At 45.0% G+C, this 20092-nt stretch carries 16 protein-coding genes; 7 read left to right on the top strand and 9 right to left on the bottom strand.

Annotated features, from left to right (window positions below; translation table 11 throughout):
* Positions 1-4: 4 nt before the first annotated feature.
* Entirely contained in the window at positions 5-1210 is a 1206-nt protein-coding gene (locus L0G63_RS08375) for a transglycosylase SLT domain-containing protein (RefSeq protein ID WP_301450235.1), read from the top strand.
* 145 nt (positions 1211-1355) lie between these two features.
* On the opposite strand, the gene L0G63_RS08370 is transcribed toward L0G63_RS08375, so the two are convergent.
* The 3 genes from L0G63_RS08370 to L0G63_RS08360 form a co-directional block, all read right to left on the bottom strand.
* Entirely contained in the window at positions 1356-4343 is a 2988-nt protein-coding gene (locus tag L0G63_RS08370; protein WP_301450234.1) for a LysM peptidoglycan-binding domain-containing protein, read from the bottom strand.
* Positions 4344-4644: 301 nt separating this feature from the next.
* The gene (locus tag L0G63_RS08365) at positions 4645-5139 is read right to left on the bottom strand and encodes a hypothetical protein (protein WP_301450233.1); all 495 of its coding nucleotides are present in this window, start codon (positions 5137-5139) and stop codon (positions 4645-4647) included.
* Between the two features lie 228 nt (positions 5140-5367).
* The gene (locus tag L0G63_RS08360; protein WP_301450242.1) at positions 5368-6663 is read right to left on the bottom strand and encodes a CNNM domain-containing protein; all 1296 of its coding nucleotides are present in this window, start codon (positions 6661-6663) and stop codon (positions 5368-5370) included.
* A gap of 498 nt (positions 6664-7161) precedes the next feature.
* On the opposite strand from L0G63_RS08360, the gene yajC reads away from it, so the two are divergent.
* The 6 genes from yajC (at position 7162) to L0G63_RS08330 (ending at position 13866) form a co-directional block, all read left to right on the top strand.
* Entirely contained in the window at positions 7162-7491 is a 330-nt protein-coding gene (gene yajC / locus L0G63_RS08355; RefSeq protein WP_071001390.1) for a preprotein translocase subunit YajC, read from the top strand.
* 390 nt (positions 7492-7881) lie between these two features.
* Positions 7882-9759 carry a protein translocase subunit SecD gene (gene secD / locus L0G63_RS08350; protein ID WP_301450241.1) on the top strand — a complete coding sequence of 626 codons (1878 nt, stop codon included), beginning with the start codon at positions 7882-7884 and terminating at the stop codon, positions 9757-9759.
* 9 nt (positions 9760-9768) lie between these two features.
* On the top strand, positions 9769-11031 hold the full coding sequence (secF, locus tag L0G63_RS08345; protein ID WP_301450232.1) for a protein translocase subunit SecF: 1263 nt from the start codon (positions 9769-9771) through the stop codon (positions 11029-11031).
* A 234-nt stretch (positions 11032-11265) separates the two neighbouring features.
* Positions 11266-12675 carry an MATE family efflux transporter gene (locus tag L0G63_RS08340; protein WP_301450231.1) on the top strand — a complete coding sequence of 470 codons (1410 nt, stop codon included), beginning with the start codon at positions 11266-11268 and terminating at the stop codon, positions 12673-12675.
* 197 nt (positions 12676-12872) lie between these two features.
* Positions 12873-13517: an AzlC family ABC transporter permease gene (locus L0G63_RS08335; protein ID WP_301450240.1), complete on the top strand. Its 645-nt coding sequence runs from the start codon at positions 12873-12875 to the stop codon at positions 13515-13517.
* A complete protein-coding gene (locus L0G63_RS08330; RefSeq protein ID WP_301450230.1) occupies positions 13507-13866 on the top strand; it encodes an AzlD domain-containing protein in 360 nt (119 codons plus the stop codon). The genes L0G63_RS08335 and L0G63_RS08330 overlap by 11 nt, the downstream gene beginning before the upstream one ends.
* 121 nt (positions 13867-13987) lie before the next feature.
* On the opposite strand, the gene purF is transcribed toward L0G63_RS08330, so the two are convergent.
* The 6 genes from purF to gspL all read right to left on the bottom strand — a co-directional run bounded on the left by purF (position 13988) and on the right by gspL (position 19954).
* Positions 13988-15523: an amidophosphoribosyltransferase gene (purF, locus tag L0G63_RS08325; protein ID WP_301450229.1), complete on the bottom strand. Its 1536-nt coding sequence runs from the start codon at positions 15521-15523 to the stop codon at positions 13988-13990.
* A gap of 195 nt (positions 15524-15718) precedes the next feature.
* Entirely contained in the window at positions 15719-16216 is a 498-nt protein-coding gene (locus tag L0G63_RS08320; protein ID WP_301450228.1) for a CvpA family protein, read from the bottom strand.
* Positions 16217-16246: 30 nt separating this feature from the next.
* Entirely contained in the window at positions 16247-17281 is a 1035-nt protein-coding gene (locus L0G63_RS08315) for a quinone-dependent dihydroorotate dehydrogenase (RefSeq protein ID WP_301450227.1), read from the bottom strand.
* Positions 17282-17433: 152 nt separating this feature from the next.
* A complete protein-coding gene (locus L0G63_RS08310; protein WP_301450226.1) occupies positions 17434-17835 on the bottom strand; it encodes a hypothetical protein in 402 nt (133 codons plus the stop codon).
* 295 nt (positions 17836-18130) lie between these two features.
* On the bottom strand, positions 18131-18694 hold the full coding sequence (gene gspM, locus L0G63_RS08305; RefSeq protein ID WP_301450225.1) for a type II secretion system protein GspM: 564 nt from the start codon (positions 18692-18694) through the stop codon (positions 18131-18133).
* A gap of 33 nt (positions 18695-18727) precedes the next feature.
* A complete protein-coding gene (gspL, locus tag L0G63_RS08300; RefSeq protein ID WP_301450224.1) occupies positions 18728-19954 on the bottom strand; it encodes a type II secretion system protein GspL in 1227 nt (408 codons plus the stop codon).
* Positions 19955-20092 lie beyond the last annotated feature (138 nt).

Here is a 20092-nt window from a genome sequence, read left to right as displayed (position 1 = left end):
ATCCATGCAACGTATTACTTATCGTGTCAAAGGATCTGCGCAAGGTGCCAAACGTCGTATTTCTCATTTACTGCGTCCATCTAAACGCCTACTTAACACCAAAAGTAACATCGTTTCATCTACCCCTACTGCGTCGGGTCGTTTTGCCAGAACCAAGAAGCTGGCACAAGTATCCAGTATCGCTCTGCTCTCTTTGCCTGCACAGAGCCTAACGACAATGAATACAAAGGTATCAGCCTATGCCAATGTCATGCTGCAAAACACTTTGACCATTGCCGCTGTCCCAGGTGATAGTACTTATTTTGCCACTGATGGCTTCCAACATGGCTTTGGTTTTGATCTCGTGCGCACCTATGCAGACGAGCTTGGTGTGGATATTGACTTAAAAGCCTATGCCAATGAAGAGGCAGCGCTTAAGGCATTGAGATCAGGGGATGCTGATATGGCGTTGACCACGGCTAGTACCAAACTAAAAAGTCAGCTCAATCTCTCATCTGTTAATGTCAGCTGCGGCTATGATGCCAGTTTGACAAAAAACGGCCTACATCCAAAAGTAAGCTGGACATTTAGCTCATCTAATGACCCATTATCAAAAAAAGCCAGTTATTTCTTGTGCGATAGCATTAAGCTAAAAAACACTCAAAAATTAGCGGCATTTTATAATCAGAATTTGCTAAAAGATGCTTATAGTCAGGATCATTTCCAAAAAACACTGACAGAAAAACTGCCTGATTATCAATCATCGTTTGAAGAGCAAGCGCGCAATTATAATCACGATTGGGAATTATTGGTTGCTATGGGCTATCAGGAGTCACATCTTGATGCCAATGCGGTCTCTCCGACTGGTGTACGCGGATTAATGATGCTGACTAACAATACGGCAAAGGCCATGGGTGTGTCAGATCGTGTTGACCCTTACCAAAGTATCGGCGGCGGTGCCCGTTATTTGGAGCAGATGAAAGCAGATTTCGCCGATGTACCCAAGCCTGACCGTGTTTGGTTTGCCCTTGCTGCTTACAACATGGGACCAAATGCTGTCAAACGTATTCAGCGCAAATTGCGCACGCAAGGTATCGATGATAAGAGCTGGGCAAATGTCTATGCGTATTTAGCTGACAATAAAGCTTCGAACAGTCGCTATGGTCAAGCAATGCATTATGTGAGTAATATCAGAAGCTATCTTGAGTCTATCAAAACCCAAACGGTCTAGTTTGGTTAATAAAAGCCTATGGGTATATGAACCTTTACTCAAATAAAAAAGCTGCTCTATATAGAGCAGCTTTTTTTGTATCACTTTATATTATGGCTAAAACAATGTCTACTTGAAAATCGACACCTGACTCTCATTCTTATCATTAGCGATTTGGAACGGTTAAGCGTTGACCACGTTGTAGCATAGTGTCAGCGGCGATATTATTCATATCAGCCAGCTCTTGTGTCGAGACACCATATTTACGTGCCAAGCCAATCAAGCTATCCCCTGATCCAACGGTATAGCTTACTGTCGCTTTTGGTACTTTTAGGGTTTGTCCACGCTGCAGCTGGGCATTCGTCGCCAAGTCATTGGTCGCAGCCAAGTCCTCTACAGAGATACCAAACTGACGAGCCAAAGCAATCAAACCATCGCCCGATTTGACTTTGTAGTTTTCAGTATTTCCTAACTTTTTACCATTGCTTGCAGGGCTACTGGTATTGCTGCTACTAGCGGTACTACTACTGCTTGAGCTGCTACTAGGGGCATTCGTTACACTGCCGCCAGCAGGAATCGTGATGGTACGACCCAATATTAAGTTAGCGTTCGTGCTCAGATTATTCGCTGACGCCAGATCACTCAAGCCAATATTGTAACGCTTAGCAACACCCGTTAGCGTATCACCTGATTTAACTTTATAACTGACCGCCTTGCCATTTAGCTGACGCTCGACGGTATCTTTGGGCGCAGGCACTTTAATCGTTTGACCACGTTGCAGGCGAGCTTTGGCATCAAAGTTACTGTTTACCGCTGCTAGCTCTGCTGGACTGACGCCGATACTGTTGGCAATACCAATTAAAGTCTCACCTGATTTTACCTTATAACTGGTGGTTGCCACTGAGCTTGCACTACTCTGCGCTCTACTGCTGCTAGTACGAGAAGCCGCATCAAAATTGACACTAGCCGGAACTTTAAGCGTTTGACCAACATACAACGAGCTTGTGGTACTCATACCATTTAAGCTGGCTAATGTATCTGTTGAGACATTAAACTGGCGCGCCAAGGCAATCAGACCATCACCCGGTTTGACCTTGTATTTTTTGGTTGCAGTGCTTGATTTTTTTGATCTGGTAGAGGGCGCCGCTGGTGTTGTAGCAGGTGCTTTCACTTTGCCAGGCACTAGCCAGAGCTTTTGTCCTCGAAGCAGATCAGCGCGGCTGCTAAGATTATTATAGCTGGCAAGCTGTGTCACTGATAAGCCAAAACGATTGGCGGTACCAATAAGCGTGTCGCCACCTTGCACAACATAGCTTTCGGGTTGATTGGCAGCTGGATTACTGGCAGCGCTAAGCGGCTCGATAGTTTTGGCATTATATAGATATAAAGTGGTACCAGATAATAGGTTGGCACTGGCATTTATTTGGTTCCACTCCGCGATATCACGCCAGCTTACCCCAGCACGACTCGCGATATTTGATAGCGTATCGCCGCGCTTGACTGTATAGGTGGTACGCGTACCTTGTGGCTTTGGTTTACTGACTGAGGTTTTGGCAAAGCTCAGTTTCTTCTCTTCACCACTTGCCTCTAATATAGATTGCTGCGTCTGTACGGCTGATAGATTGATGTTACCATCTGCATTAATGACGTTGGTTTCAGAAGTATTGCTACGAATTTGATTGGCAATAAAGTCACGCTCTTCTTTACTGAGTGGTGGCTCTTGGACAATCGTATTATTTTGAGTAATTTGAGCAGAGGTAGTCGGTAGACTGTTGCTACTCTTGAGCTCAGCATTGATCTTCTTAGTTTCAGCATTGGTTAATGGCGGTTCAGTACGGACTGAAGCACTACCGCTATACACAGAGCCGCTAGTCGTTTGAGGAGATGGCGAGATATAGCTTGTCGTTTGCTGAGGCACACTTGCACTAGCCGCATAATCCGCTAAGGCGCTACTACTAGATGGCAGAGACGATGAGGTGTACGGCTTGCTATTGTAACTTGGCGTCGCTGTGGTTGGGGTATTGCTAGATGCCAATACGTTACCCGTACCATTACCACGCAATAGGCTCAGCTTGGCATCTGCATTGAGACTCACATCGTTCGGAATAATCACGCGCTGCGGACCTGAAGAATCCACACGACCTGACGTCAGCGCCGTGTTGAGTCGTTCTAACTCATCATAACTCACGCCTGTAAGCTGTGACACCTCAGCCAAGCTCACACCATAGTTGACGGGCACACTACGGAAATGCTGACGGTTGGCAATGGCTGGTAGATATACGCCATACTGTTCAGGCTTGGCCACGATTTCGGCGACTGCCAAAAAGCGCGGCACATAATTCATGGTTTCAGTTGGTAGTTGTAGTGACCAATAATCTGTCGGCAAGCCACGTGCTGCATTGGCATCAATGGCTTTTTGCACACGACCAGGGCCTGCATTATAAGCGGCCAGTGCAAGCTCCCAACTACCAAACTGATTGTGTAGCGCGGTCAAAAAATCATAAGCGGCGCGCGTCGATTCGATAACGTCACGGCGACCATCATAGGTGCTGCTTTGATTGAGACCATAAATACGCCCCGTACTAGGGATAAACTGCCACAAACCTGCTGCTGCCGCACTACTGGTACCACTTGGATCATAGGAGCTTTCAATAACTGGTAACAAGGCCAGCTCTGTTGGAATATTGCGGCGCTCAGCCTCTCTCACCGTATGATAAATATAACGACTGGCACGGGCCGTCAAACGATTTAGATAATCCTGACGGCTGGTAAACCAGCTTTTTTGTCCTTCGATACGCTGATTGTAAATCGGCTGACCACCATTCATACGATAACCAGCACGCAAGCGGTTCCATAAGTCACCATACTGCTGAATCGCAAGCTTGTTGCCCTCCACCATCGTCATGTCAGTCGCTTCTAGCAGATCTGCCAACTCATCCAGACTCTCTGCATCCAAAAACGCAGTAGAGTAATCTGAACTGCTTGTCGTAGCGCCTTGATTGGTAGGACGCTTAGTAATAACAGACGAGCTATTGGTCGCACCTTTATTCTTTACAGCCGAGGTATTGCTACACGCACTAATGAGTAGCGTGGATACCGCAAGCGTCAATGGTAACGCAATAAACGAGCGAGATGTTGATAGCACAGTAGACATGATAATGAAGGTTTCCTAACGACAGAGAGTGATAAGACAAATTGAGAGTGACAAACTGATAGGTAATGACAAGCTAACAGATAGTATAGTATGCAATATAACCCAAAAAAAGCTCTATATAACCGCGCATAATAGTTATTTGAAACACTGAAGCACAACTAGATGAAAGCCTTTGCTCAAAGATTTCAGTGTTACTGGTGCATAATAATGATTAGATTGGTTTTGCTCACTCACTATCTTATGACGAGGCACTTTAAATAGTTACAGGTTAATTAGCGGAATGAAAGGCATTGAGCGCTACCTAATTAATCGTCACCTGTGATACAGCGCGCAGCAACACAGCATTGCCCGTAGATAGCGTCAATGTCACACGAGAGGTGGTCACAAATGAGACTTGCTGACCATCTTTGACCCAGCTCTCATTGGTTATGACATTGGCTTTGGCCTGACTACCTGTGATAACAATATTATCTACAGAGATATCGTAGCGATAATTGGACGTATCATTCCAGCTGCTTTGCAATAGCTTTAGATACGCATCTTTGTCTAGGCTAGTCGATTTGCCCTTTCTAGATAAAGAGATCAATGCATCATCCGATACCAGACGAGCGACCTGATTAATGTTCTGGCTATTTGCGGACGACTTCATCGCTGCTGCGTAGTTTTGCACTAACGCTTCGGTCATCGTAGCGGCTTGCGCATTGATACTAATGGTGCTGGCGACTGCTAATATCGTAGTGACGCTGGCGCCCTTTACCAATAAAGCCAAAAGCCTACTTCCCAATAATTTTTTCATGATAATCCTTAGCGATATTTTTTCGTTTGCGCCGTAGTGACGATCAACGCTCTTTTATCATTTATGTTGTTGATGTACCTATATAGTAAGTATACTCATATCATATGCCGAGCCTATCATCAAATTCTCACAGGCATGTGACACCCTGTGTAATTATTGCGACGATAAATGTGTAAAAGTACGCATTTATCGCTTTTTTATCACTGCTTATTATTAACCATGACAGACTTAAAATCTGCTGTCGCCGCTGCCATCTTCATATTGCTCATCATCACTGAGCTTCATGCCCAAACGCTCAACCCGTCTGTCCATCATCTGCCGCGCTAGGGCCTGCATGTCTTCTACGCGGTCTATTTCATCGACAATCTCCAGACCTAGCAAGGTTTCAAACACATCTTCGAGCGTGACCAAGCCTTTGACCTCACCATATTCGCCCACCGTTATCACGATATGAATACGATTTTTGAGCATAAGCTCTAATAGATCAAACAGTTTCATTTTAGAAAATACAAAAGTAATGTCTCTTTTGAACTGAGTCAATGGCTTGTGCATGGCATGATTGACTTTGGCCAATAGCATGTCTGTTTTTAGGACAAAACCCGTAATATTGTCTAGATCACCATCGTAGATCGGTAAGCGAGAAAATGTAAGCTTTGGTCGATCGACCAGCAATTCCGCTACGGTTTTGTTTTCTTCAAATGCGAGCATCACTGAACGCGGTGTCATGATGTCTTCTACTTTGATAGCACCGAACGCAAGCAAGTTACGAATGATACGCGACTCTAGCGGATCAATTTGCCCTGACTCTTCACCGATACTAGCAAGTGCGGCAAACTCACGACGACTAAAAGTCTGCGGCTCATTACCGCGCACCAATAATTTGGTCAAGCGCTCTGATATCCAAATCAGTGGGTACAATAGCATGATGATACCACGTACAAAATACGCTACCATGCCGCTTAATTTGCGCCAATAGACCGTTCCTAGTGTTTTTGGGATAATCTCAGACAGGAACAAAATAGCCAGTGTCATAATGGCTGAGAACAATCCAAACCATGCGCTACCAAATACAATGGTGGCTTGGGCACCCGCTCCGATAGAACCCAACGTGTGAGCAACGGTATTCAAGGTCAAGATAGCTGCCAGTGATTGATCGATATTGTCGACCTTTAGGCTCTTTAGCATATCCGCTTTTTTGGGATTGGTTTCTTGTACATCTGCAATAAACGATGGCGTCATGCTCAGCAAAACAGACTCAGCCAACGAGCAGGCAAAAGAGACACCAATAGCGAGGACAACAAAAAATATCAATAGTCCCACGTTTAGGGCAGTTGGTGCGCCTGCCACAGCGGTTGGCGATGCAGCGCCCGCCGCCCACACAGAATGCGGCAACATCAGCGCCAACGCACAAAGCACGGCAAAGAAGGTATAACCAAATCGAGAATTAATCGTCATGCTCGGGGGAGGCTCTGCAGATGCGTCTTCACGATGAGCGCGCGGACGACATAAACGAGGTACAAACATAAAAGTGGTGAACAAGTTGGGTAACCTAAAAATAGAAAAAGGAAGATGATATAACGAGCCAATCATATACATTATCGAGGTGATATCAGATATCTACTGATCAATAGTCATAACGGCTCAATGCTGATTTAGACACCGTCTCAAAGCTAAAATAGTGCTTTGATAAATAGCATATTAAATGCAGGCAGTCATTGCCATTTGATAGTAGCATTGATGATATCTTTTCACAATAAGTCACTATTTTTAAGTTTTTATTTTTTGATGACTTTTATTGTTTGGTATTGCCTCAATATATTTGGCTCAATGGCATATGATATTGATCGTTTTGGCATCATATATTTGATATAGCAAAAATATTATCCTGCTATCCGGTGGCTTATTCTCTGCCATTACATCAACAAAAACACGCTCAGCCTATGATTAACAGTTACCAAGTCGGGGATTTTTTGTTACTATGCGTCTAATTTTATTATTATCTATGAACCACTGAGAGACATTATGAGCTTATTTATTCAAGCTGCCCATGCTGCACCAGAAGCCGCTGGTGCTGGATCGCTATTCGGTCAGATTTTACTTCCTGTTGCTTTTTTTGCCATTTTTTACTTTTTGGTCATTCGCCCGCAGTCTAAGCGTACCAAAGAGCACCGTGCAATGGTCAATGCATTGACGGTTGGCAACGAAATCATCTTTGCTGGTGGCTTAATGGGCCGTATCAAAGCGATAGAAGGCGATTATGCAGTTGTGAGCTTAAACAACAACACGGATGTCAAAGTGCAACGTGCTTCTGTTATTTCAGTATTGCCTGCAGGCACGATTGAAAGCGTTTAATCGAAAACGTTTAATTATTACTGAGCTTTATCGGTAGTAATTTAATGGTCGTATCACCACTGGGTGCAATGACCAAATAATGACCGTATATCATTTACGGTCATTTTTCGCTATTAAGGTAGTCGCTATTAAGGTAGTAAGGTACGGCTGTTATATAAGCTAGCCTAGCCTGTAGATATATTGACTTTGCCTGTTTCACCAATGATATTCTTGGTGACTCGATAAAGATACGTCTGTATTATTTGCTTTACTGTTTTATGTTTTACTATCACCGCGGATGATCGCAATGGAGTCTGCTGAATGTGGCAGTCGACCATTGCTGTCGCTAACTTCCCATCTGCTAACTTGTGGCTCACGTCGCCAGTCGTTTATCAACTTAAAGAAGTGATTATGCAATATCCCGCTTGGAAATACTTAATTATTGCCGTCGTGCTCATCATTGCCGGTCTATATGCTGCTCCTAACTTATACCCTGACGAACCTGCCGTGCAGATTACGAGCGCAGCAGCAGGGACTCAACTGTCTGAAGGCATTTTAACCCAGTCTCAAAGCTTACTCGAAGAAGCAGGTCTAGAGAATCATAATGGTACGTTTGAGGGCAACAGTGCACTGGTACGTCTCAATAATCCAGTCGATCAGCTAAAAGCGCAAGAAGTACTACGTCAAAACTTGGGTGAGGATTATGTGGTCGCTCTCAACTTAGCGCAGACAACCCCGCAGTGGCTACGTGATATCGGTGCCAGACCGATGAAACTTGGCCTTGATTTGCGTGGTGGTGTCCGTTTTGTACTCGAAGTCGATATGGACAAAGCGCTTGAACAGCGCTTGAACAGTGCCAGTCGCGATATGCGACGCGAGTTACGTGCTGAGCGAGTGGCGATTAAAGGCATAAAAACCGAAAATCGCGGCGTTGTACTACATTTTGCTGACACAGATACCCGTAACCGTGCACAAAACATTTTGCAAGGCTCCATGAGCAATACCTTCAATTTGCAATCTTCAATTGATGATCAAGGCCCAGCATTGGTATTGTCATACAACGACGCAACGCTTGACGAAATCAATAGTTACGCGGTCAATCAAAACTTGACAACCTTGCGTAACCGTATTGCCGAGCTGGGTGTGACAGAAGCATTGGTACAATCTCAAGGGTCTAGCCGTATCGTGGTCGAGCTGCCAGGCGTACAAGACACTGCTGAGGCGAAACGTGTTCTTGGTCGTACTGCCAACCTTGAGTTCCGTATGGTTGCAGAAGACGCTGATACCTACACAGGTGGTATTCCTCCAGCAGGTACTGAAGCATTCCCATTTGAGACACTCGATGGTCCACCAGTATTGCTAGATCGCCAAGCGATTGTCACAGGTGATAAAGTGACCAATGCACAGACTGGCCTAGATGAAAGTGGTCTACCGGAAGTAAGCATTACCTTGGACAGTGCAGGCGGCAAGCTCATGCAAAACGCCACTCGTACCGCTGTTGGTAAGCAGATGGCTGTATTGTTCATTGAAAACAAGCAAAGAATCACTTACGAAGAAGATCCAGCGACTGGTGAGACGACTGAAGTACGCACACCTTACGCTGAAACCAAGGTCATCAACCGCGCCAATATTCAAGCGGTACTAGGTTCCTCATTCCGTATTACTGGTCTTGATAGCACAGCTGAGGCCGCTGAGCTTGCGCTACTACTGCGCTCAGGTGCACTTGCCGCACCAATGTACTTTGTAGAAGAACGCACCATCGGCCCATCCTTGGGTCAAGAGAACATTGATAAAGGCTTATTCTCTACGCAGGTCGGCTATTTATTAGTCTTCGTATTTATGATTATCTTCTATCGCCTATTTGGTGTGATTGCCAACGTGGCCTTGGCGGTGAACGTTATTATCATTATTGCCATTATGTCAATCTTGGGTTCGTCACTGACGCTGCCTGGTATTGCTGGTATCGTCTTGACCATTGGTATGGCAGTAGATGCCAACGTTCTGATTTTTGAGCGGATACGAGAAGAGATTGCCAATGGGGTACGGCCAAAATCTGCTATTGTGGCGGGCTTTGATCGGGCATTTAGTAGTATTTTTGATGCCAACATCACAACGCTATTGGTCGCGTTTATCCTATTTGCGATTGGTACAGGTCCGATTAAAGGCTTTGCGATTACGCTAGCTATTGGTATTGTCAGCTCACTGTTCACCGCTATTTTGGTGACGCGTGCACTGGTACAAATTGCTTATGGTAAGCGTAAATCAATCAAAAGTCTGAGCATCGGTTAGGAGAACATTATGGCGATCGATAATAACAACCCTTTAGAACAGCAGAAAAATCCTGATCAAAATGGCTCAAATGGTGATGCGACCAATGCAAGCACGCGCCGCCGCAAAAAACCACGCCGTGATGGGAAAGGTAGCAATACCAAAACCAATAACCCAACTACCACCAAATCTGGCAAAAGTAGTGGCCGCCGAGGTGGTAAAGGCCAAGCTGGTACAGACAATCAAGCCCTCTCTACTGCTGTTGATCCTAACCTAGCAGCAAATGACGCGGCTGATGATGCCGCAGCCATGGCTGAGGGCGGTATCAAAGCCGTTGGTAATCAGCGCATCATTCCATTTATGAAGATAGAAAAGCCAATGGCGCTGCTATCTTTATTTATGGTGATCGGTAGTATCATTGCTATTGCCGTCAACGGTCTGAACTTGGGTCTTGATTTTACGGGCGGTGTATCAGCAGACGTGCGTTATGAGCAGCCTGTTGAGCAAGTTGCTGTTGTACAAGCATTGGCAGACAATGGTTTTGATGATGCTGTCGTTCAATATCTCGGTACACGTGAAGAGCTACTGGTACGACTACCGCCCCAGTCTGATAACGTTGATGGACTGAGCGCAAATCTAACGCAGGCGCTGGCATTGCCAAGTAATACCGCCACTATCAGCAACGTTAATATCATTGGTAGCCAAGTGGGTAATGAGGTTTATCTAAACTCCGTTATGGCATTGGTGTTGGCATTGGTTTGTATGCTGGGCTATGTAGCGCTACGATTCCAGTTCAAATTGTCGCTTGGCGCTGTGCTGTCACTATTTCATGATGCAGTCGTGACCATTGGTGTATTTGCCCTGTTTGGTTTCCCATTTGATTTGACTGTATTGGCAGCAGTATTGGCCTTGATTGGTTATTCATTGAACGATACGATTGTGGTTTATGACCGTATTCGCGAAAACTTTCGCCGTGTACGTGGCATTACGCCGCGTCAGACCATTGATTTGTCTTTGACCGAAACTCTACGTCGTACCATCATGACCATCTCAACGGTCCTATTGGTCGTATTGGCCATGTTGTTCCTAGGCGGTGAAGGATTATACTGGTTCTCAGTCGCGCTATTTATTGGTCTACTTGCAGGTACTTACTCATCGACTTATATTGCAAGCTCGATTCCATTACGCATGGGTCTATCACGCGATGATTTTATCGTAAAAGTGAAGCCAGAGTTTGAAGAAGAGATTGTCACCTTCAATGATCCAAAAATGTTTGAGCAAGACAACGTCTAGTAAGGTATATTAGAGGACGTAGTACACTTATGTAGCGTACGGTTAGCCTTTGTATTATCGCTGATGAAATAGTAATAATGTTTCGACAAGAGCACCTGACTTATGAATAATGAGTCTAGGTGCTTTTGTCTTTATAGCAATTTTGCCTCACTTATCAAACGCGTTGCATTGCTGCTTTGCCAAAACCAAATAATATATTGCCCTCTTTATCTTCTCAGTATAAACGAGCCACCAATGCCAGCCAATACCTCAGCATCCAACGTCATGCCGCCTATGGATACCAGCTATAAGCGTATCATTGCCATTGCCCTACCTGTCCTATTGGCTAATCTGGCCATGCCCTTGCAAAGTGTGATCGACACAGCGATTGTCGGTAATATGAATGAGACGGCCAAACTGGCTGGCATGGGTTTGGCAATACAGCTGTTGTCCTTGTTGCTCGTTAGCTTTAACTTTTTACAATACGCCTCCTCTGGTCTATCCGCGCAAGCTTTAGGACAGTTGGCCAGTCATGCTGATAACAATGGGCGCACTGCGACAACAGCGTCACCGCTACTGTCTATTTTACAACGCGCTTTGTTGTTGGCGTTCATCATTGGTGGCATTTTGCTACTCGCAAAACCTTGGCTGATCGATTTTGGGTTACAAGTGTTATCAGCCAATCCTGAAAGTGGTCGCGCTGCAAAAACCTATTTGGATGTGCGATTTTGGGGAGTGATCGCTGAGCTGATGAACTTTGCCTTTATAGGTTGGTTTGCAGGGCAAGGCAAGACACGATATATGCTGTATCAGCAGGGATTTATTGCTCTGATCAATGTCGTGCTGACTTTATTTTTTGTGTTCATCATGAATATGGGCTTGGTTGGTGTGGCATTGGGTACGACCATTGCGTTTTGGTTAGGTGTGTTACTAGCGTTATCACTAAGCCGCCATCACTTAAAGGTATCATGGACAGCTTTACTCAGAGCAGATAAGCAGCATTTTACAAAAAATAAAATGCTTAGGCTATTTTCTTTAAATAAAGATATTTTTGTCCGTACTCTTATTTTAACGTTGAGCTTTGCTTGGATTACTCGGCTATCGGCTCAAAGTGGCGATGTGATATTGGCCGCCAATGCCATTTTACTACAGGTATTGAGCATCTCAGCTTTTGCACTTGATGGCGTTGCTGTCTCTGCTGAGACGTTAAGTGGACAAGCTGCTGGTCGGCGTGACTGGCCACGTTTTTTGATGATCATAAAACGCACGGGCATTGTCAGTTATGGCCTAGCAATCCTGCTGAGCGCTATCTGGTGGCTTGCCATGCCAACGTATTTAGGATTTATGACCAATATTGAATCCGTGTTTGCACTCGCTTACGAGTACCATATGTACGCGGTGCTGCTGCCTCTTGTTGGCATTGGTGCCTACTGGCTAGATGGTATATTTTTTGGCCTGACGGCTGGTAACGTAATTCGAAATGCTGCACTAATACTGGCGGCGATCTTTTTTCCATTGAGCTGGCTGCTTTATCAGCAGTGGGACATGACAGGGATTTGGCTCAGTGTTTGGTGTTTATTGCTATTGAGATTAATTATCTTGGGCGGGTTTTTGTTTCGCGCTCATCAATCACGCAGTTATGAAAACCTACAACCAGAGCAATAGCTATTTTTTATCACTCATCACGTGAGCTGGGTGATTGTTATGAAATTTATTATTGATATTTACCTATCAATAATGAAGTTGACCAAAGTAAGAAAAATTTAGGATACGATGTGACCACTCATTCAAACGAACTCAGTCATCAACGAGCGCACACTCACGACTGGGCCGAAGGATTTAAGAAAAGCTTACCCGTTGCGATGGGATATCTACCTGCAGGTATTGCCTTTGGTGTACTGGCACAAGTTGCTGGCATCCCTATATGGGCAACGATTATGCTCAGCATTGTGCTGTATGCTGGTGCGGCCCAATATGCTTGTTTGCCCATGCTCAGCGCTGGCCTACCAATCGGCAATATCGCGACCAATATCGCCGCTATTAATTTACGTCACGTATTTTATGGTATGCCGTTATTGCAGTATCTACCAACACACACACTTGCCAAGACCTATTGCTTATTTGCTCTGACTGATGAGACTTTTTCAGTTATGACCAGTTTGCCAAATGAATCGCGACAAGCATTGATACTGCCTATTAGTTTATTCAACCAAAGCTGGTGGGTGCTCGCAAGTAGTATTGGTGTGCTGATTGGTAGCACGCTTAGTGATTTGGTGCCGCATTTGGATTTTGCTTTAGTTTGTCTGTTTGCAATTTTGGCTTATGAGCAATTTCAAAGTATCCAGCGCTACTTCCCGATTGGTATTGCTGTCATTGGTTTAGTCATTGCTTCGCTATTTACCAACGATTGGTTGCTGCTAGTCGCCATTACTATCTGTATGCTGATGATTTTGGTACGTGGGTTTTGGATGCAGCGTCAAAATATAGGAGAGCGTCATGACCAGTAGCTATCTTGTTTTTGCAACACTTGCGATGGCGGCAGTGACGTTCATCACTCGTGCGTTACCAGCCCTAATCCCCAGAAAGCTACTAGATACGCCTTGGCTACACCGACTGAACGAGAGCCTTCCCCTATCGGTAATGGTCTTACTTATCTTAACCAGTCTGTCATATCAGAACTTGCCAGTGGATATTGCCTTGAGTGATCCTGAGCTACATCTGTTAATGGCCCAGATTTGTGCGCTTATACTGGTACTTTTTATTTATCATATTAGCCGCCAGCTCTTGGTTAGCATGGTTGTCGGTATTGCCGCGATCAATGGTTTTGTCTGGATATTTACCAACTTTTTGACTTAACAGCAGCTAACCTTATACCAACACCCAGCATTAATTTTACTGGTATTTTTGGCAAAAAAAGCTGGACTCTATTAAGAGGCCAGCTTTTTATTTTCAAGCAATATATTTATCACTATCTAACTTAAAGCTCTTCAACACCCATCATATCCACAGGTGTATCCGCTACTATTTGCACGCCTTTCTTGCCAGTTTTAGCCGTATCATTACGCTGCTCTTGCAAGTGATCAAGATACGCTTCATTGATCTGACCAGTAATGTAGCAGCCGTTAAATACAGCACAATCAAACCCTTCGACTCTGCTGTGCTTGGTATCTTTGACGGCATCGATCAGATCGTCTAAATCTTGGAAGATCAAGCGATCAGCACCGATGATATCACGCACCTCTTCGACACTGTTGCCTGAGGCAATCAGCTCGGTGCGCACTGGCATATCAATGCCGTATACATTTGGAAATTTCACTGGCGGCGCGGCACTCGCAAAAAATACTTTATTAGCACCTGCATCACGCGCCATTTGAATAATCTCATGACACGTCGTACCACGAACGATTGAATCATCAACCAATAGCACGTTTTTACCTTTAAACTCTAATGGCACCGCGCTTAGCTTTTGACGAACGGACTTTTTGCGCTGCTGTTGACCTGGCATGATAAACGTACGACCGATATAACGGTTTTTCATAAACCCTTCACGGTACTTGACGTTCATTTTTAGCGCCAGCTCCATCGCTGAGGTACGTGACGTATCTGGAATCGGGATGACCACGTCAATATCATGATCCTCGCCCCACTCTGCAAGGATTCTGTCAGCCAATTTTTCACCCATACGTAGGCGTGATTTATATACTGAGATGTTGTCCATAATCGAATCTGGACGAGCAAAGTACACATATTCAAAGATACAAGGCGTGTATTCTTTTGGCTCGACACATTGATGCGTATGCAACTTATGGTTCAAATCGATAAAGATCGCCTCACCTGGTTTTACATCACGAACGATAGTGAAGCCAGAACCTGTCAATGCGACTGATTCAGAGGCGACCATATATTCGGTGCCGCCGTTTTCTGCCATGCGCTTACCAAAGATAAGCGGACGGATACCGTTTGGATCGCGGAACGCTAGTAATCCATGACCAGTAATCAAGGCCACAACGCCATAAGCCCCTTCACAGCGTCTATAAACGGCTTTTACCGCTTCAAAAATGTCATCGGCTGTTGGATGCGTCTTACCTAGGTTTTGCATCTCATGTGCGAGTACGTTCAGCAGCACTTCAGAATCTGAATCGGTATTGAGGTGGCGACGATCTTCGATATACAAAGACTTTGCCAAACTCTCAGCATTGGTCAAGTTGCCATTATGCGCAAGCGTGATACCATAAGGTGAGTTGACATAAAATGGCTGGGCCTCAGCACTGCTAGAAGTGCCCGCTGTCGGATAACGAACGTGGCCGATACCAAATTTACCGACCAATTTCATCATATGACGATTCATAAAGACGTCACGTACCATACCATTTTCTTTGCGCAGGTAAAGTCGACCATCTTGCAAAGTGACAATACCCGCTGCATCTTGCCCGCGATGCTGTAGCATCGTTAAGCCGTCATAAAGTATCTGATTGACTGGCTCATGAGCTGCAACTCCAATGACTCCACACATATAGCTATATCCTATTTTGACTCATACATTAGTACGATAATAACGGCAAACCTGCTGACAGTAGGTGGCTAAAATCACATACCGTCATTCGCCGCTAACCTGATGACTTTATAAGAAAATTAATCAATTATCATTAGATAATCAATAACACGCGCAAAAATTTAGAAGTATAAAAAGAATGAAAACAGTAGAAAATTAAGATTGATTGACCTGATCCCACGCCATACCCAACACATCTGACACCAAGGCTTTGCCCATTGGTGCATAAGGCATCAGTTCAGGGGCCAACACTGAGGTCTGCCATTGCGGCATTTGTACCAATAAAGGCGCACTGACACTCAAGATAACCAATACCATCAGTACGTTTTTTGCAGCGCCAAGCACGCCGCCTGCCATTTTGTCGACCACACCCAGACGCAGTGTCTTGAGCACACCTGAGAATACAAAAGCCGCCAAATGCATGATTGCCAGTATCACAATGACCACCAATAAAAAAGCCATGGCCATTTGTAGTACGGGACTTTGGACAAAACCAGACAACTGAGGTGACACCACACCTGCCAGACGAGTCGCAGCAATAAGAGCGATAAACCAGCCCATCAAGCCAACCGCAGTTTTGATCAGGCCAACTTGAAACCCACGCCACAATCCAATCAAGACAACGACAGCAATCACAATATCTAGACCGCTCATATTTTGTGCCTCATCAATTTATCCATGCTGCTAGCTTTCCATGGCATCGTAATAGCCACCGATTGCTTGAATACAGGATTGTACTAAGCCAGGACCTCTGTAGATCAGTCCTGTATAAAGCTGTACCATGTCTGCACCCGCTTCGATTTTTTTGACGGCTTTGGCACCGCTATCGATGCCGCCCACGCCAATCAAAGCGACCTTTCCCTCTAGTTGGTCAGAGAACTGCTGTAATATCTGCGTACTAATATGGCTCACTGGTCGACCTGATAAGCCGCCCATTTGATCACCATCTCGTAAGTCTTCGACACCCACACGGCTCAACGTCGTGTTGGTTGCAATCAGTCCATCAATTTCAAAATCTATTAGTTGCTGTGAGATATAGTCAACTTGCAATGGCTCTAAATCAGGCGCAACTTTAAGCACCAAAGGTACATAAAACCCATATTCAGTCGCCAGCTGACTGTGACGATTTTTAATGGTATCCATCAGCTGAGTCAAAGCCTCACCGCTTTGCAAATCCCGTAAGTTTTTGGTATTGGGTGATGAGATATTGACCGTAATATAAGACGCGTGCGGATAGACACGCTCTAAACAATAAACATAATCGTCTGCGGCTTGCTCGACTGGTGTATCAGCATTTTTACCAATGTTGATACCTATATTGCCTTTGTATTTGCAGCGTTTGACATTGTCAATCAGATAATCAACGCCTTCATTGTTAAAGCCCATACGGTTGATGATGGCGTCTGCTTGTTTAATCCTAAACAGTCTTGGCCTATCGTTGCCCGCTTGCGGTCTTGGCGTGACCGTCCCCACTTCTATAAAACCAAAACCCAGCTCAGCCAGCGCGTCAATATAATCGGCGTTTTTATCCAAGCCTGCAGCAAGACCAACAGGATTAGAGAACTGTAATCCCATGCAATCCGTAGGCTGCATCGACTGACCATATGCCAGACCTAAAACACGCGCTTTGTGCGCTTTATCCAATAAAGACAAAGTCATCTCATGGGCATGTTCAGGATCCATATTAAACAAAAAAGGACGAAGTAAGGCATAAGACATAGTGATGGCGGACCCTGCTCGAAAGAAATAGTGGATAAAAGATGCGAATGAATTTAGGCGGAGCGATTATATCAGCTTAACAGAAACAAGCGCAAAGTTTCAGTCGCTAAATTTCTATATTAGCACTGTAGTAAAGACAGAGTAACTGGTTATTAAGGCACAGGACGACCATCAGTCAGTGCTATCCAGCCCCGTATAATGCGGTACAGATGCCAGATAAATGTAAATATCATGATCAATAGTCCGAGCCCAGCCAATAACACCGAGCCGATAGCGATATTACCACTCTCTGCTAATACACTGACACCAAATCCGCCCAAGGCAAAAGTAGTGATAATAATACCAACGATGAACCATACAATACTGTACCAAAAGGTTTTGATCTGCCAGTCAAAGTGTGTTGCCAGCCAAGTACCGTCAGCATCATGACGCTTGGCATAGTTCATCACAATCGGCACAATCCATAACAAACCCGCCGTAAAGTAGCTGATCACATATAAAAAATAAGTGATGTGATTGTAGGTAGTTAAAGAACGGCGCTGATCATTGCTCATACTTTCACTCATCGTTTCAGTTTTTCCTTATTTGCTCAGTGAGCCTATAGCCTATTGTCACACCTCTCATGCAATAGCTTCAATAGACTAATAGTACCCGCAGTCTTATTTATCTTATCTACTGATGTCTATTTGAGAAATGATGTGTGACGCATCTCCATCACTCGCAGTGACTAATGACTATTTAATGGTGACAGATAAATAGCTTTTCAATGACCTCTCACCCAAAACGTTTTTTAACCGTTTATTCTCAATGAGTTGGGCTCAGACCATTAGCTGTGATAAGTCCAGCAGGTTACAAGGTGACAGTTGCTTGTACTTGGATGGCTTTGGTTGTGAGGTCTTGTTGCATAGAGAGCTGGCTAAACTGCCAACCTTGCTGCTCAAGCTTACCAAGCGCGGTGCTGACAACAGCTTGGCTGGGGTGAATAAAGCTCAGTTGCACAGAGTCACCAGTAGCAACGACTTGAGCATCTGTAATACCTGAGTTATTTAATAGCGTACTAATTCGATTGGCAGGCGGCATATCAGCCTCTCCATTGGCCCCACTGCCAGCACTCAACGCATTACGATCAATATTACCCGCTTGCGCACGTAACCAAAAATAATCAGCCACCTGTTCCTGATAGGCACGCTTACTCTCTTTTGCCGCTTGATGGACGGTATAACCACCATAGCCACCCACAAACAGTAATAAAAATATGGACAAAATGGCTAATGCTAACCGATCTCGCGGCGGTAATGCTTGCCAGCGTGTTGCCAGCACAGTTTGGTAGCGGTTCATACGCTCTGCTAATACAGGCGCTCTAGTATTGGTTGCAGTTGCACTGCGTTTGGTTCGGCGCTGTAATCGTTTCATGTGTTGACCTTTTATTACCAATACCCTGATGAATTATGACGCTGCTGGAGTGTTCACTGTATCGCTGCTTTCCACCACATCTACAGTGACTTGACCACTAAATTGACCTTGCTCATTACTATTCACTTGCGCAAGCTTGGCATTCAATCCTTGTGCGACCAATGTACTAGCAAACTGATCTAGACTACTACGATCAGACGCGATGAGCGTAAAACTGAGTGCAGAAGGCTGCATCACGAGTGTCTGCGCGCGTAGTGGAGACTGTTTGATTAAAGGGGATATTTTTGACAGTGCGGCTATGTGTGAGGCAGATGCTTGGCTATCACTGATCAGCTTGGGTTGTAGTTGTACTTGCAATTTGGTGCGGGTACTCAGTGGCTCATCTGGGAACCAAGATTGATACTGCGCTGCGATTTCAGTTTTGGTGGCAGCGGCGGCCTCATTATATTGATACCACTGTACGCCATCGGTTGCTATCTGTAGTACCAAAGCTGATAACGCAACCATCATCGCTACCCGCAGATAAGGAGATAACTGCGAATCGGTTGACTTGATAAAGAAGTTAAGGGCATGACGCTCTGGGTTGTCGATCGGCTTAGGTGTCGTCGGCAATGTCGTCAATAACAATTGATAATCAGTGATGAGTGCTGTGGTTTCAGCCAAATGACGCTCTTTATCGCTTGAGACATCAATAGAGGGTAACAGCATGACTTCGGTTAAGTGTGGGAAGCGCTCCAAAATTAATGGCAGATAGCTCACAGCCATACCTTGATACAGTGATTGACGCAGAAGCATTGTCTGATCATCTTGATATAGTGTGACTTGCTGACCTGCGCCCTCTTCTGGTGGCGGTAGTAACAAAAAGTCTGGAAGCAGCGCTACTATTGTCATCCCAGCCAGTTGCGCGCTTTGCTGCCATGATTCGATGTCGCTTTGCGCTAAAGCGTATAAGTGCGTGGTATCAGCGTGACTTAACTGCCGAATAGCCAACTGCTCAACTGGTGTCAGTGACATCTCTTCAAACAGATATTGCTTGCCACTATCACCCAGCTGCTTGAGCTGAGTGGTATTCAGCGCTGTATCGACTTGCAGCGCATGGCTTGAGGGGAAGTATAAACAAAGTGATTTTTGGCTGTTGGATTTATAATTGCCATAGACAGTCTGTAACTGTTGCCAACCATCAACCGTCTGCCATTGCTGTACATCTTCGTGCCAGACAGCCAGCGGACTATGCTGCGCTCGTAACCAAACATGTAACACTAAACGTGTCCTCAATTATTGCTGCGGTGATAAATGACGGTGATAAAGCAAAACCCTCAAGACATCTGCCTGATGATTCTTACGGCGTGTTGAACATTCGCAAATAGGCACTGCTGATCGCTAAAATTGTTCCAGACA

Origin of the sequence: Psychrobacter sp., from assembly GCF_030454045.1 — a bacterium.
GTDB lineage: Bacteria > Pseudomonadota > Gammaproteobacteria > Pseudomonadales > Moraxellaceae > Psychrobacter.
Note: the sequence above shows the minus strand (reverse complement) of the source record. Positions and strands in the feature narration are given on the sequence as shown.